The 14,246-nt window shown below is 65.3% G+C and carries 11 protein-coding genes and 1 pseudogene; 6 read left to right on the top strand and 6 right to left on the bottom strand.

Features of this window, described 5'->3' with window-relative positions:
* Positions 1-45: 45 nt before the first annotated feature.
* Positions 46-924 (bottom strand): LysR family transcriptional regulator, encoded by an 879-nt coding sequence (locus N7422_RS09025; protein WP_279806304.1) that lies wholly within the window; start codon positions 922-924, stop codon positions 46-48.
* 105 nt (positions 925-1,029) lie between these two features.
* Here N7422_RS09025 and N7422_RS09020 point away from each other — a divergent pair, with 105 nt between their 5' ends.
* Entirely contained in the window at positions 1,030-2,415 is a 1,386-nt protein-coding gene (locus tag N7422_RS09020; RefSeq protein ID WP_279806230.1) for an aldehyde dehydrogenase family protein, read from the top strand.
* A gap of 35 nt (positions 2,416-2,450) precedes the next feature.
* On the opposite strand, the gene N7422_RS09015 is transcribed toward N7422_RS09020, so the two are convergent.
* Positions 2,451-3,356, bottom strand: a complete 906-nt coding sequence (locus N7422_RS09015; protein ID WP_279806229.1) for a helix-turn-helix domain-containing protein — start codon at positions 3,354-3,356, stop codon at positions 2,451-2,453.
* A gap of 162 nt (positions 3,357-3,518) precedes the next feature.
* Between N7422_RS09015 and N7422_RS09010 the strand changes: the two genes are divergently transcribed.
* From N7422_RS09010 to N7422_RS09000, 3 genes are all read left to right on the top strand, one after another.
* A complete protein-coding gene (locus N7422_RS09010) occupies positions 3,519-4,877 on the top strand; it encodes a glutamine synthetase family protein (protein ID WP_279806228.1) in 1,359 nt (452 codons plus the stop codon).
* A gap of 83 nt (positions 4,878-4,960) precedes the next feature.
* A complete protein-coding gene (locus N7422_RS09005) occupies positions 4,961-6,049 on the top strand; it encodes a polyamine ABC transporter substrate-binding protein (protein ID WP_279806227.1) in 1,089 nt (362 codons plus the stop codon).
* A gap of 13 nt (positions 6,050-6,062) precedes the next feature.
* Positions 6,063-7,358 (top strand): FAD-binding oxidoreductase, encoded by a 1,296-nt coding sequence (locus N7422_RS09000; protein ID WP_279806226.1) that lies wholly within the window; start codon positions 6,063-6,065, stop codon positions 7,356-7,358.
* Between the two features lie 40 nt (positions 7,359-7,398).
* Here the strand turns inward: N7422_RS09000 and N7422_RS08995 are convergent.
* Positions 7,399-7,577: pseudogene (locus tag N7422_RS08995) on the bottom strand (transcriptional regulator); the annotation flags it as partial.
* Positions 7,578-7,817: 240 nt separating this feature from the next.
* On the opposite strand from N7422_RS08995, the gene N7422_RS08990 reads away from it, so the two are divergent.
* On the top strand, positions 7,818-8,495 hold the full coding sequence (locus tag N7422_RS08990) for a DUF3313 domain-containing protein (RefSeq protein WP_279806225.1): 678 nt from the start codon (positions 7,818-7,820) through the stop codon (positions 8,493-8,495).
* 74 nt (positions 8,496-8,569) lie between these two features.
* On the opposite strand, the gene N7422_RS08985 is transcribed toward N7422_RS08990, so the two are convergent.
* A complete protein-coding gene (locus N7422_RS08985) occupies positions 8,570-9,877 on the bottom strand; it encodes a serine/threonine transporter (RefSeq protein WP_279806224.1) in 1,308 nt (435 codons plus the stop codon).
* Positions 9,878-9,964: 87 nt separating this feature from the next.
* Complete coding sequence (locus tag N7422_RS08980) at positions 9,965-11,341, bottom strand: L-serine ammonia-lyase (RefSeq protein ID WP_279806223.1); 1,377 nt, start codon at positions 11,339-11,341, stop codon at positions 9,965-9,967.
* Positions 11,342-11,487: 146 nt separating this feature from the next.
* Here N7422_RS08980 and N7422_RS08975 point away from each other — a divergent pair, with 146 nt between their 5' ends.
* Positions 11,488-12,453 carry a LysR substrate-binding domain-containing protein gene (locus N7422_RS08975; protein WP_279806222.1) on the top strand — a complete coding sequence of 322 codons (966 nt, stop codon included), beginning with the start codon at positions 11,488-11,490 and terminating at the stop codon, positions 12,451-12,453.
* Positions 12,454-12,464: 11 nt separating this feature from the next.
* Here the strand turns inward: N7422_RS08975 and N7422_RS08970 are convergent, their stop codons facing one another.
* On the bottom strand, positions 12,465-14,174 hold the full coding sequence (locus tag N7422_RS08970; protein ID WP_279806221.1) for a sulfatase-like hydrolase/transferase: 1,710 nt from the start codon (positions 14,172-14,174) through the stop codon (positions 12,465-12,467).
* Between the last annotated feature and the right edge of the window lie 72 nt (positions 14,175-14,246).

Here is a 14,246-nt window from a genome sequence, read left to right as displayed (position 1 = left end):
GTTTGGATACCCGCCTGGCGCCACCGTTCGGGCCGATCGGCACCGTTAGTCGGTACCGACCGAGTCGCCGCGTTCCTCCAGCAACCGGATGAACATGCTCAAGCTGCGCGACACCGTGCCCCGCCGCCACACCAGCCAGGTCTTGAGGTAACGGAAATCCTCGGCCATCGGCCAGGCACTCACGGTGCTGCACCCCGGCATGTTGTCGAGCATGCTGCGCGGCATCATGGCCAGCCCGGCCCCGGCGCTGACGCAGGCCAGCATGCCATGGTACGACTCCATCTCGTGGATCTTGCCCGGCACCGCCTGGTCGTGGACGAACCAGCTCTCGAAATGGTGGCGATACGAGCAGTTGGCCCGGAAGGCATAGATGCTCGCGCCATTGACATCGCGCGCCCGAGTGACCGGCGGGTGGTTGAGCGGCGCGATGACCATCATCTCCTCCTCGAACACCGGCACGCCTTCGAGCGTCGGGTGCAGCACCGGGCCATCGACGAATGCCGCCACCAGGCGCCCGGACAGCACGCCTTCGAGCATGGTCCCGGACGGCCCGGTGGACAGGTCCAGGTCGACCTTGGGGTAGCGCTGGTTGTAGGCCGCCAGCAATGCCGGGATACGCACCGCCGCGGTGCTCTCCAGCGAACCCAAGGCGAAAGTGCCCTGGGGATCCTCGCCAGCCACGGTCAGGCGCGCTTCGTGCACCAGGTCGAGAATGCGCCGGGTGTACTCGAGAAAATTCCAGCCCGCCGGCGACAGGCGCAAACGGCTCTTCTCGCGGATGAACAGCTCGACGCCCAGGTCTTCTTCCAGCTGCTTGATACGGGTAGTCAGGTTCGACGGCACCCGATGGATCTGCTGCGCCGCCGCACTGATGCTGCCGTGCTCGGCCACCGCCTTGAAGATCTCCAGTTGCACCAGGTCCACAATCATTCTCCAAACGTGAATGTTTCGCTCATTATTATTCAGTTTTCATTAAAGCGCGCCACCACTAGTCTGGGCTCACCCCATCAAAACAATGAGAGTCCTGCCATGAGCGAGATCAGCAGCCTGACCCACGCCATCTCCGTCGACCCCTATACCGGCGAGCGGATCGGCCACTACGTCTTCGACACCGACGCCGCACAGGACGCGGCGCTGCAACGCGCCAAGGCCGGCTACGACCAGTGGCGCAAGGTGTCGCTGGGTCAGCGCAGCGAATACCTGGTCGCGCTTGGGCAGGCCCTGCAGGCCAATGCCGAAGCCTTCGCCCAGATGATCGCCCGCGAAATCGGCAAGCCGATCGCCCAGGCCCGTGGCGAGGTGAGCAAGTGCGTCGGCCTGTGCCAGTGGTATGCCGAGCACGGCCCGGCGATGCTCGCCGCAGAACCCACGCAGATCGACAAAGCCCGCATCGAATACCGCCCGCTGGGCCCGATCCTTGCCGTGATGCCGTGGAACTTTCCGATCTGGCAGGTGCTGCGCGGCGCGGTACCGGCCCTGCTGGCCGGCAACACGTATGTGCTCAAGCACGCGCCGAACGTGATGGGCAGCGCCTACCTGCTGGCCGACCTGTTCAAACGCGCCGACCTGCCCGAGGGCGTGTTCGAGGTGCTCAACGTCGCCCCGGAAGGCGTCACCCGAGCCATCAACGACCCACGCATCGCCGCCGTGACCCTGACCGGCAGCGTGCGCGCCGGCATGGCCATCGGCGCCCAGGCGGGTGCCGCGCTGAAGAAGTGCGTGCTGGAACTGGGCGGCTCGGACCCGTTCATCGTGCTGGCCGACGCCGACCTGGATGCCGCGGTGAAAGCGGCAGTGATCGGCCGCTACCAGAACACCGGACAGGTTTGCGCCGCGGCCAAGCGCCTGATCGTCGAGCAGAGCATCGTCGACGCCTTCACCGCCAAGTTCGTCGACGCTACCCGCGCGCTCAAGCTCGGCAACCCGCTGGAGGACGACACCTACATCGGCCCGATGGCCCGCTTCGACCTGCGCGACGAGCTCGACGGCCAGGTCCAGGCGACCCTCGCCGAAGGCGCCACCCTGCTGCTGGGTGGCCACAAGGTCGAGGGCGCGGCCAACTTCTACGCGCCGACGGTGTTCGCCAACGTCACCCCGGACATGACCGCCTTCAGGCAAGAGCTGTTCGGCCCGGTGGCGGCGATCATCAGCGCCCGTGATGCCGATCATGCCGTGGAACTGGCCAACGACAGCGAGTTCGGCCTGGCCTCGACCATCTATACCGCCGACTACGCCCTGGCCGAGCGCATGACCGCGGCCCTGGACACCGGTGGCGTATTCATCAACGGCTATTGCGCGTCCGACCCGCGCGTGGCGTTCGGTGGCGTGAAGAAGAGCGGTTTCGGCCGTGAACTGTCGCACTTCGGCGTGCGCGAGTTCACCAATGCCCAGACCGTGTGGCTGGATCGCAACTGAGTCACCGGGGAGCGGGCTTGCCCTGCTCCCCTTTCCTACCGACCCCGCGCCCGCTTCAAGGTGTCGCTGGGCAGCTCCTGGAACAGTTGCCGATAACTCTCGGAAAACCGCCCCAGGTGCCAGAACGACCAGCGCATGGCCACCTCGGCCACGGTCACCGCGCCGGCCCCGGCCAGCAGATCGCGTCGCGCGCCGTTCAGGCGACGCAGCCGCAGCCAGTGCGCCGGCGGCATGTTGGTGAAGCCCTTGAACGCTTGCTGCAGCTGACGCACGGAGACCCCGGCGACCTCGGCCAGCTCCACCAGATTGAGCGTCTCGTCCGGACAGTCCGCGGCCCATTCGCTGACCCGGCGCATGATCGTCCGTTCCTCGTCGCGCCGCCCCAAGGCATCGCCCTGCAAGCGCTGCCCGGCGTTGTCGAGGATGAACAGGCAGTCCTCCAGCAGCTGCTCGGCCAGCGCCCTGCCCTCCAGCGGACAGTCGGCCTGGCCCAGGCGGTTGAGCGTGGCGCTCAGCCAGTTGCCGAACAGCGCGGTCTGCTGGCAGGTCAACGGCACCATGAACAGGCCGCGCAGGCGCTCCGGATCCACCCCATGGCTGGCGAGGAACGGTTGCTCGAACACCACCGCCACCTCCTGATAGTTCTCCGGGGTGATCCAGATGTTGCGACTGTCTTCGTTGAGCAGGTAGAGGCTGTTCTCGCTGCGGTCGAAACAAAATGCCAGGGCGCCGCTGGGCGCCCTGAAGAACTGTTCGACCCGGGTGTTCAGGCGCTCCTCGTACACCTCCACGCCGTCGAGCCCCAGGCAGCGCAAGCGACCATCGAAATGCCCCGGGGACATCTGCCGGTACTGCTGCAGCCAGCCAGGGCTGGCACGGGTCTGCTCGGTCACGTCGGTGGTACGGAAATCCTGGACCTGCAAGGCGGTTGGCGTTGTCACGCGCTGTCCTATTGCACTCTTTTGGTGCATTCAACTGCGGAAAAAGTGGATAGATCGCCCCGTGGGGCTGCGCCCAAGATAGCCCTCAGCGTCACCTGTGGGAAGTGCCCTACGGCATGAACGCCTTGCGTCCCACCACAACAACCCAACCAAGAGGTCTGTATGAACGCCCCCTTCGATCAGCTGTCCACCTGGCTGAAAGAACACCGGATCACCGAAGTCGAATGCGTGATCAGCGACCTGACCGGCATCGCCCGCGGCAAGATCGCCCCGACCGCAAAATTCCTCCACGAGCGCGGCATGCGCCTGCCCGAGAGCGTGTTGCTGCAGACCGTCACCGGCGACTACGTCGACGATGAGATCTACTACAGCCTGCTCGACGCCGCCGATATCGACATGGTCTGCCGCCCCGACCCCACGGCGGTGTACCAGATCCCCTGGGCCATCGAACCGACCGCCATCGTCATCCACGACACCTTCGACAAGCAGGGCAACCCGATCGAGCTGTCGCCGCGCAACGTGCTGAAGAAGGTGCTCAAGCTCTATGCCGACAAGGGCTGGCAGCCGATCGTCGCGCCGGAAATGGAGTTCTACCTCACCCAGCGCTGCGAAGACCCGGACCTGCCGCTGCAGGTGCCACTGGGCCGCTCCGGTCGCGCCGAAAGTGGCCGCCAGTCGTTCTCCATCGATGCCGCCAACGAATTCGATCCGCTGTTCGAGGACGTCTACGACTGGTGCGAGCTTCAGGGCCTGGACCTGGACACGTTGATCCACGAAGACGGCCCGGCGCAGATGGAGATCAACTTCCGCCACGGCGACGCCCTCGACCTGGCCGACCAGATCACCGTGTTCAAGCGCACCATGCGCGAGGCAGCGCTCAAGCACAACGTCACCGCCACCTTCATGGCCAAGCCGATCACCGACGAACCGGGCAGCGCCATGCACCTGCACCAGAGCGTGGTCGACATCGCCACCGGCAAGCCGATCTTCGCCAACGATGACGGCAGCATGAGCGAGCTGTTCCTGCACCATATCGGCGGCCTGCAGAAGTACATCCCCAAGTTGCTGCCGATGTTCGCGCCGAACGTCAACTCGTTCCGCCGCTTCCTGCCCGACACCTCGGCGCCGGTCAACGTCGAGTGGGGTGAGGAGAACCGTACCGCCGGCCTGCGCGTGCCGACCTCGAGCCCCGAGGCGATGCGCGTGGAGAACCGCCTGCCGGGCGCGGACGCCAACCCTTACCTGGCCATCGCCGCCAGCCTGCTGTGCGGCTACATCGGCATGGTCGAGAAGCTCGAGCCAAGCGCGCCGGTCCAGGGCCGCGCCTACGAACGCCGCAACCTGCGCCTGCCGATCACCATCGAGGACGCCCTGCAGCACATGGAAGACTGCGAGGTGGTGCAGCAGTACCTCGGCCAACAGTTCGTCCAGGGCTACGTCGCGGTCAAGCGCGCCGAGCACGAGAACTTCAAGCGAGTGATCAGTTCGTGGGAGCGGGAGTTCCTGTTGCTCAGTGTCTGATCCCCGGGGGGCGCTACGCGCCCCCTCTTGCACCGATCCATCGTTAATACCGCGACCAAGAAAAAAACCAACGAGGTGTCGACATGCGTCATTTGCCCATCCTGATCCCCGCAACCTTCGCCCTGCTGTTCGGCGCCACCGTCCAGGCCAAGCCGACGGTGAGCGTGTACAACTGGACCGACTACATCGGCGACACCACCCTGGCCGACTTCCAGGCCAGCAGCGGAATCAAGGTGGTCTATGACGTCTTCGATTCCAACGAAACCCTGGAGGGCAAGCTGCTGGCCGGGCGCACCGGCTACGACGTGGTCGTGCCCTCCAACCATTTCCTCGCCCGCCAGGCCCAGGCCGGCGCGTTCCTGCCGCTGGATCGCAGCAAGTTGCCGAACTGGCAGCACCTGGACCCGAAACTGCTCAAGGAGCTGGAACAGAACGACCCTGGCAACAAGTACGCCGTGCCTTACCTGTGGGGCACCAACGGCATCGGCTACAACGTCGACAAGGTCAAGGCCGTGCTGGGCATCGACAAGGTGGACTCCTGGGCGGTGCTGTTCGAGCCGGAGAACCTGAAGAAGCTCAAGCAGTGCGGTGTCGCCTTCATGGACTCGCCGGACGAGCTGTTCCCGGCAATGCTCAACTACCTCGGCCTGGATCCACGCAGCGAGAAGCCCGCCGACTACGCCAAGGCCGAGGCGCGACTGCAGGCACTGCGCCCCTACATCACCTATTTCCACTCTTCCAAGTACGTCTCCGACCTGGCCAACGGTGACGTCTGCGTCGCCTTCGGCTACTCCGGGGACGTGTTCCAGGCGGCCAACCGAGCGGTGGAAGCGAAGAACGGCGTGAAGGTCGCCTACAGCATTCCCAAGGAAGGCAGCAACCTGTGGTTCGACCTGCTGGCCATCCCCAAGGATTCGAGCAACCCCGAACAAGCCCTTGCGTTCATCAACTACCTGCTCGACCCGCAGGTGATCGCCAAGGTCAGTACCGCGGTGGGCTACGCCAACGCCAACACCGACGCGAAGAACCACATGGACGCCTCGCTGGTGAACAACCCGGAGATCTACCCGCCTCAGGAGGTGCTGGACAAGCTTTACGTGTCCAGCACACCGAGCCCGCAGATCATGCGGGTCATGACCCGCTCCTGGAGCAAGATCAAGTCCAACCGCTGAGCCGAGCACAGCCATGCCAAACATGAATGAACATACCGCCTCCTACTACGCCGCCACGGCGCGTCAAGGCACGCCCTACCCTGTGCTCGACCAGGACCTGCAGGCCGATGTCTGTGTGGTCGGCGCCGGGCTGACCGGGGTCAACGCGGCTCTGGAGCTCGCCGAGCGCGGCCTTTCGGTGATCCTGCTGGAGGCGCGCCGCGTAGGCTGGGGCGCCAGCGGGCGCAATGGTGGCCAGCTGATCCGCGGCATCGGCCATGACGTGTCGGGTTTCGCCCGGCACGTTGGCCAGGATGGCGTGCGCTACCTCAAGCAGGCCGGGATCGATTCGGTGGCCCTGGTCGCCCGCCGCATCGAGCAGTACGGTATCCAGTGCGACCTGCGCTGGGGGTTCTGCGAACTGGCCAACACCCCCGCCCAGTTCGCCGCGTTCGAGGACGAGCAACGCGACCTCGCCGAACTGGGATACCAACATGAAACCCGCCTGGTCGGCCCGCAGCGCATGCGCGAGATCGTCGCCAGCGACCTGTACGCCGGTGGTCTGGTGGACATGGGCTCGGGCCATCTGCACCCGCTCGATCTGGTCCAGGGCGAAGCCCGCGCCGCCCATGACCTGGGCGTGCGCATCTTCGAGCAGAGCCCGGTGCTGCGCATCGAACATGGCAGCACCGTGACCCTGCACACCGTGCGCGGCAAGGTGCGCGCCCGCAGCCTGGTGCTGGGCTGCAACGCCCACCTCGACGAGTTGGAGCCACGGCTGACCGGCAAGGTGCTGCCGGCCGGCAGCTACGTAGTGGCCAGCGAGCCACTGCCTGAAACCCTGGCACGCACGCTGATCCCGCAGAACATGGCGCTGTGCGACCAGAAGGTCGGCCTGGACTACTACCGGCTGACCGCCGACAACCGCCTGCTGTTCGGCGGTGCCTGTCACTACTCGGGCCGCGATCCCAAGGACATCGGCGCCTATATGCGGCCCAAGGTGCTCAAGGTGTTCCCGCAGCTGGCCGATGTACGCCTGGACTACCAGTGGGGCGGCATGATCGGCATCACCGCCAACCGGTTCCCCCAGGTTGGCCGGCTGAGCCAGCACCCCAACGTGTTCTACGCCCAGGGGTACTCGGGACATGGGCTCAACGTCACCCACTGGACGGCCAAGCTGCTGGCCGAAGCCATCGCCACCGAGCACAGCTACGGCTTCGATGTGTTCAGCGCCGTGCCGCACCTGACATTCCCCGGCGGCAAGGCCCTGCGCTCGCCGCTGCTGGCGCTGGGGATGCTCTGGTATCGGCTGCGCGAGGCGCTGGGCTGAGCCACGCCGCGCTCGGAGAATGGCCTGCAGGCCCTTGTCGGGCGAATACCGGCTGGCTGAAATTCAACGCCTCGCGCAGGCGCCTGATGTCCTGGGCACTGAATGCCCGGACCGGCGCCGGGCAGATCGCCTCGAAATCGCGCAGTGCAACTTTGCCGACCGCGCCTGCTCGAGTGCCGTCAAGTCGGCCCGTAACGATTCAATGAGTTCGCTGGTCACAGTGGACCTCCATCAATACGCCGCAGCCCAGGGCACAGCACCGCATTTGTACACTTCCATGCCCAAATGCTCCGAAACATGCCCGTAAAGGGCATGCTTTCCCGGCGCGGAAACAAAAGAACAGTCGGCCCGCTAGGGCTATCCGGTGGCAAACGGCAACCGAAGCCCGCCGCAATGCTGGCCTTCGGCCAAGCACCTGCTAGCGTTGTTCTGGCCATTTCCCTCATGGACCCCGTCATCATGAAGCGACTGCCTCGCACCACCCTGCTGTGCGCCGCCCTGCTGGCCCTGGTTGCCTGCTCCAGCAACCGCGTCGAGCCCAAGGACTATTCCGGTTTTCTCCAGGACTACAGCCGCCTGAAGCCGGCCGAGAGCATTTCCGGCGTACCGGTGATGCGCTGGATCGACCCGGACGTCAAGGCCAGCCAGTACACCAAGGTGTTCATCGAGCCGAGCCAGTTCTATCCCAAGCCGCAGCCGACCGCCGTGATCTCGGCGCAGACCCTCCAGGAAATCACCCGCTACTTCAACGAAGCCATGCGTCGCGAACTGGGCAGCGTGCTCACCCTGGTCAAGGAACCCGGGCCGAACACCATCGTGGTGCGCCCGGCGATCACCGCCGTGTCGACCAGTACCGAAGGCCTCAAGCCCTATGAAGTGATCCCCATCGCCCTGGTCGCCGCGGCGGTCAATACCGCCGCCGGTGGTCGCGACCAGGCCGTGGACGTCGCGGTGGAAGCGGCCTTCCTCGATGGCGCGAGTCAGAAGGTTCTGGCCCAGGTGGTGCGCAAGGGCAGCGGCAAGGAGCTGGAGAACGACAGCACCCAGCTGACCTTGAACGACGTCAAGCCGGTGCTCGATGGCTGGGCCAGCGACATGCGCCGCAGCTTCGTGGCGTTGCAGCAGAAGGCCAGGTGATCGACGCCTGATCCCTCGGTCGAGTGCCTTGCTGGCGAACATCCACGGACGTTCCCAGCAAGGCCGCGCCCTCGTCAGGCGACGAAGCTGTAGACGATCGCCGACAGCGTGATCAAGCCGATCAGCACCACGAATACGTTCGACAACCGCCCCGAGTACCGGCGCAGCGCCGGCACCTTGTGTACTGCGTACATCGGCATCAGGAACAGCAGGCAGGCGATCACCGGCCCACCCAGGCTCTCGATCAGCCCGAGGATGCTCGGGTTCAAGGTTGCCACCGCCCAGCAGGTCACCAGCATGAACAACGCCGTGGCGCGCTCCAGGCGCTTGGCCGGCCAGGCCTTGCCACGCCCGCGCAGGCTCTTGACGATCATGCCCTGGAAGCCTTCGCTGGCGCCGATGTAGTGGCCGAGGAAGGACTTGGTGATTGCCACCAGCGCGATCAGCGGCGCGACGAAGGCGATCACCGGGGTCTGGAAATGGTTGGCCAGGTACGACAGGATCGAGATGTTCTGCGCCTTGGCCGCGGCCAGGTCGGCGGGGCTCAGGGCCAACACGCAGCTGAAGCAGAAGAACATCACCGTCAGCACCATCATCACGTGGGCCGTGGCCAGGGTACGACCACTCTTGCGGTCGGCGTCGGCGCCATAGCGGTGCTTCTGGTCGACGGCGAAGGCCGAGATGATCGGCGAATGGTTGAACGAGAACACCATCACCGGAATCGCCAGCCACAGGGTCAGCAGCAGCTTCGAGGCGCTGATGCCTTCGTTGGCCTGGGCGAAGAAGGCGCCGTTCCAGTTGGGTATCAGGCTCACGGCCAGCAACAGCAGCGACGCGACGAACGGGTAAACCAGCAGGCTCATGGCCTTGACGATGATCTGCTGACCGCAGCGCACCACGATCATCAACCCGCAGATCAGCAGCAGCGCCAGCAGTGCCCGAGGCGGCGCGCCGATGTGCAACTGGTGCTCGAAGAAGCTGGTCAGGGTGTTGGTCAACGCCACGCTGTAGACCAGCAGGATCGGGAAGATCGCGAAGAAGTACAGCAAGGTGATCAGCTTGCCGGCGCCGACGCCGAAGTGCTCTTCCACCACCTCGGTGATGTCCTCGTTGCCACCCTTGCGTCCGGACAGGACGAAACGGGTCAACGCTCGGTGGGCGAAGAACGTCATGGGGAACGCCAGCAGTGCCAGGATCAGCAGCGGCCAGAAGCCGCCGACCCCGGCATTGATCGGCAGGAACAGGGTACCGGCGCCGATCGCCGTGCCGTACAGGCCCAGGGCCCAGGTGGTGTCGTGGCGGTTCCAGCCAGTCGAGCCCGTGGCTGCAGCCGGGGCAGCCGAATCCGCACGAATGCTCGTGGTGCTTTGTACATCAGTCATGGGTATCGCCTTTGTAGTTGTTTTTGTCGCAGGTACAACGGGTGTTGCAGTTTCAACGGGATGCCAATGCCCCTTGCAGGCGCGGCTTCAGCACTCGACGAAGGCGACGGCCAGGCCGCCGCGCGAGGTTTCCTTGTAGTTGGCGTGCATGTCCGCACCGGTGTCGCGCATGGTGCGGATCACCCGGTCGAGGGAGATGAAGTGCTCGCCATCGCCACGCAGGGCCATCTGCACGGCATTGATTGCCTTCACCGCGGCAATCGCGTTGCGCTCGATGCACGGCACCTGTACCAGACCGCCCACCGGGTCGCAGGTCAGCCCCAGGTTGTGTTCCAGGGCGATCTCGGCGGCGTTTTCCAGCTGCGGCGGCGTCGCGCCGAGCACTTCGGCAAGGCCCGCGGCGGCCATGGAGCAGGCCGAGCCGACCTCGCCCTGGCAACCGACCTCGGCACCGGAGATCGAGGCGTTCTTCTTGCACAGGATGCCCACCGCGGCGGCCGCCAGGAGGAAGGCCACCACATCGTCGTCACAGGCGCCGGGGTTGAACTTCATGTAGTAGTGCAGCACGGCCGGGATGATCCCGGCGGCGCCATTGGTGGGCGCGGTGACCATGCGCCCACCGGCGGCATTCTCTTCGTTCACGGCCAGGGCGAACAGGTTGACCCATTCCATGGCGCTGAGCGTCGAGCCGATCACATTCGGCTTGCCGACCTCCTGCAAGCTGCGATGCAGGCGCGCCGCCCGCCGCTTGACATTCAGCCCGCCGGGCAGGATGCCTTCGTTGCGCAGGCCGTTGTCGACACACTCGCCCATGGCCGCCCAGAGCTTCAGCAGGCCTTGGCGCACCTCGCTTTCGGGGCGCCAGGCACATTCGTTGGCCAGCATCAACTGGCTGACGCTCAGGCTGTGGGCCTTGCACAGCGCCAGCAGCTCGGCGCCGCTGGAGAACTCGTAAGGCAGCTCGACCGGGTTCTCGCTGCCCTGCGGCGCGTCGATCTCGTCTTGCTCGACGATGAAACCGCCGCCGATGGAGTAGTAGGTCTGGCTGAACTGGCTGCCCTGGCCGTCGAAACTCTCGAGGGTCATTGCGTTGGGGTGATAGGCCAGGCTCTCATCGAGCAGGCGCATGTCGCGGCCGTACTGGAACTCGATCGGATGAGTGGCGTCGAGCATCAGGCATTGCTCCTGCATCAACTGCTCGATGCGTGGTTCGATGCTGTGCGGATCGATCCGGTCCGGCCATTGCCCCATCAACCCCAGCAGGCAGGCGCGGTCCGTGGCATGCCCCACCCCGGTGGCCGACAGCGAGCCGTAGAGGCGCACCTCGACGCGTGTCACCTGAGCCAGCAGCCCACGCTCACGCAAGGCCTGGGCAAAGGTCGCCGCGGCGCGCATCGGCCCGACGGTGTGGGAACTGGACGGGCCGATGCCAATCTTGAAAAGGTCGAAAACACTGATAGCCATGCTAATGCCTGACCGTGACGGCAAACTGAAACACGCCACGGCTCTCTGGAAAAATTGAACGGTACTGCAAAGTTGCGCGATACTGCCGCGCTGGGGTCGGCTTGACCAACGAAACTTCCTACACAAGCCTTTAGCAGGACTAAACGATGAAAGGGCCACTCAATGGCCAGGTGTTCGTCTGGCTGCATGTGTTTTCCTGTGCGGCACGCCACCTGTCGTTCACCCGCTGCGCCGAAGAGCTGCACATCACGCCCGGCGCGGTGAGCCAGCAGATGCGGCAACTGGAGGAGCGCCTCGGCTATCGCCTGTTCCTGCGCCGCGCCCGGGGCGTGGAGCTGTCCGCCGAAGGGCAGCGCCTGGCGCAGACCGTGGCCGAGGCCTATGGCGGCATCGAGGCCGAGTTGCTGCGCCTGGACGCCGGCGAGATCCGCGGCACCCTGCGCCTGCGCTCGATCCCCTCGTTCCTGGCCAAATGGCTGACGCCGCGCCTGCCGCGCTTCCAGCAACGCTATCCGGACATCGAACTGCGCCTGGTGGCCGAGGACAGCAACCAGGCCTTGCACCCGGACGACTTCGACCTGGCCATCGACCTCAACGACGGCAGCTACCCGGGCATGCTCTCCACCCCGCTGCTGGACGAGCAGATCTTTCCGGTCTGCTCCCCTGCCCTGCTGCGTGGCCGGCCGCCGCTGCACGGCCCCACCGACCTGGTCCACTATCCGTTGCTGCACGACATCACCGCCTGGCGCGGCAGCTCGGAGTACGCCGAATGGGAGTTCTATCTGGACGGGATCGGCGCCCACGGCCTGGATGTGCGTCGCGGGCACACCTTCAATCGCAACCACCTGACCATCGAGGCGGCGATCGCCGGCATCGGCGTGGCCATTGCCCGGCGCACCCTGCTCAACGACGAACTCGAGCGTGGCGCGTTGATCGTGCCGTTCGGCGTGCCGATCGCCAATCACAAGCGCTATGTGCTGCTGTACCCGCCAGGCGGCCTGAGCCAGCCAGGCGCTCGCGCCGTGCATGACTGGCTGGTGGAGGAGGCACAGGGCTTTCGCGCCCTGCACCCGCTGGCTTACCAGGACGCCGCCGCGACACCCGCGACCTAGGCCTCGGCGGCTCAGTCCACCTTGCCCACCGGCATGGGCTGCGCCGCCAGAACACTGGCGGGGGTGACGATCTGCCCCAGGTCGATATGGCGGAAATCCGGCTTGGCCCCCAGGCGTGCATTGAAACGCACGTTGAAGGTGAACGGGTCATTGGTCGGCATGTCCAGCGAACGGCCATACAGCGCGCTGACTTGAGCACCGTCGAAGCCCATCAGCTTGAGCAGCGTGGGGAACAGGTTGTAGTGGCTGGAGGCATTGCGATTGGTGCCCAGGTGGCCCTGCCAGTCGAGCGTCCTCACTCCCTGCCCCTGGATCACCACCAGCGGCACCAGGCCTTCCTCGGGCACCGGGTCGCTGTCGCAGTGGGTGTTCAGCCCCGGATTGCCGCGTTCGTGCAGGTCCTGGCCGTGGTCGGAGGTGTACAGCACCACGGCGTGGCTGAGGTCGGCCTCGGCGAACAGGCGGCGGAAGAACTCGCCGACGTTCCATAGCACGGTGTTCTGATAGGCATTGCGGTACAGCACCCAATCCTGGGTCGTGCCGTCGAAACCATCACGGGTACCGGTGTCGGCGATATCGACGAAACGCCCGCGTGGCAGGGCCGGCTGGTACTTGAGAAAGTCGTCCGGGTACTTGTCGTGCACCGGAAAATGCGCGCCGACCTTGTTCACCACGATCAGCTGAGGCTTGCCGTCGCCGAGCAACGCGACCAGCTTTTCCAGCGCGGCCATGTCGCGCTGCACCACGGGTGTGTCGTCGAACTGGACGAATTGATCGATGTCACGCTTCTCGGTGTTGTCCATCAGGTTCTGCAGGTTGCCGTTGGTGCGCTGGCCATCGATGTACACCGTGCCCAGGCCTGCACGCTTGGCGTATTGCCAGATCGACGGCTGGGTGGAGTTGATCCGCAGGTAGTCGCCGCGCGTCCCGCCATAGCGCAGGGTGACGTTGGTATCGGCGCTGCAGTTGGCGATGGACGCGGCATAGCCGAAGTTGACGATGTCGACGCCAGGTTGTGCTTGCGCCAGGTGGCTGGTGACGCCGGCCGGGGTGTTCAGGTCCAGGTAATTGCCGGAAATGCTCTCGTCGATCAACAGCACGATATCCCGCGCCATGGGGGGACCGGATTGCGCCAGGGTCACCGGCTGACGCGGGCCGACATGGTCGTGCAGGGATTCGTAGGTGAACAGGCTCAGGTAGGCCAGCGGGGTGTACATCACCGGCAACCCACGGGCGCCCTCGCCTGCCCGCACGAACAGGATCGCGATCAGTACCAGCAGGGCCAGCACCGGCGCCAGCGGCGCGAACAGGACAGGCAGGCGGGGCTGCGCGCCAGGGCGCAGGCCGATGCCCAGCAGCAACAGCACGGCCCGGCCCGCCGCCAGGGTAATGGCGTAGTGGTATTGCTGCAGCGCTTCCTGCACGAATCCGCCGGCATACACCATGGAAACGAACGCGCTATAGGTCAGGTAGGAGTCGGTGATGCGGTCATAAGCATCGAGAAACACGGCGCTGACGGCAAACGCCACGGCCAGCGGCCACCGCAGCCAGCCCGGGCGGGTGAAGGCGGCCAATAGCAAGGCGCCGGCCAATACCGCGAATACCCCCAGGTAGAGCACCAGCGCCACGCCAATACCCAGGGCTTCTATGCGCTCCAGGTAATAGGCATGAAAGCTGCCAAGATAGATGAGCAGCAGCAAGATCTTGATCCACCCGCGCATGTTTTGGCCACTCCGGTCATGGAATTCTCCTCAAACCGTAGCACCTGTGAAACAAACCACAACGGAAAAAGT

Origin of the sequence: Pseudomonas sp. GD04091, from assembly GCF_029836165.1 — a bacterium.
Classification (GTDB): Bacteria; Pseudomonadota; Gammaproteobacteria; order Pseudomonadales; family Pseudomonadaceae; genus Aquipseudomonas.
Note: the sequence above shows the minus strand (reverse complement) of the source record. Positions and strands in the feature narration are given on the sequence as shown.

Excerpts from the sequence above, each read along its gene's own strand:
- N7422_RS09020 (WP_279806230.1), top strand. The coding sequence starts at position 1,030 with ATGAGCGAGATCAGCAGCCTGACCCACGCCATCTCCGTCGACCCCTAT.
- N7422_RS09010 (WP_279806228.1), top strand. The coding sequence starts at position 3,519 with ATGAACGCCCCCTTCGATCAGCTGTCCACCTGGCTGAAAGAACACCGG.
- N7422_RS09005 (WP_279806227.1), top strand. The coding sequence starts at position 4,961 with ATGCGTCATTTGCCCATCCTGATCCCCGCAACCTTCGCCCTGCTGTTC.
- N7422_RS09000 (WP_279806226.1), top strand. The coding sequence starts at position 6,063 with ATGCCAAACATGAATGAACATACCGCCTCCTACTACGCCGCCACGGCG.
- N7422_RS08990 (WP_279806225.1), top strand. The coding sequence starts at position 7,818 with ATGAAGCGACTGCCTCGCACCACCCTGCTGTGCGCCGCCCTGCTGGCC.
- N7422_RS08985 (WP_279806224.1), bottom strand. The coding sequence starts at position 9,877 with ATGACTGATGTACAAAGCACCACGAGCATTCGTGCGGATTCGGCTGCC.
- N7422_RS08980 (WP_279806223.1), bottom strand. The coding sequence starts at position 11,341 with ATGGCTATCAGTGTTTTCGACCTTTTCAAGATTGGCATCGGCCCGTCC.
- N7422_RS08975 (WP_279806222.1), top strand. The coding sequence starts at position 11,488 with ATGAAAGGGCCACTCAATGGCCAGGTGTTCGTCTGGCTGCATGTGTTT.
- N7422_RS08970 (WP_279806221.1), bottom strand. The coding sequence starts at position 14,174 with ATGCGCGGGTGGATCAAGATCTTGCTGCTGCTCATCTATCTTGGCAGC.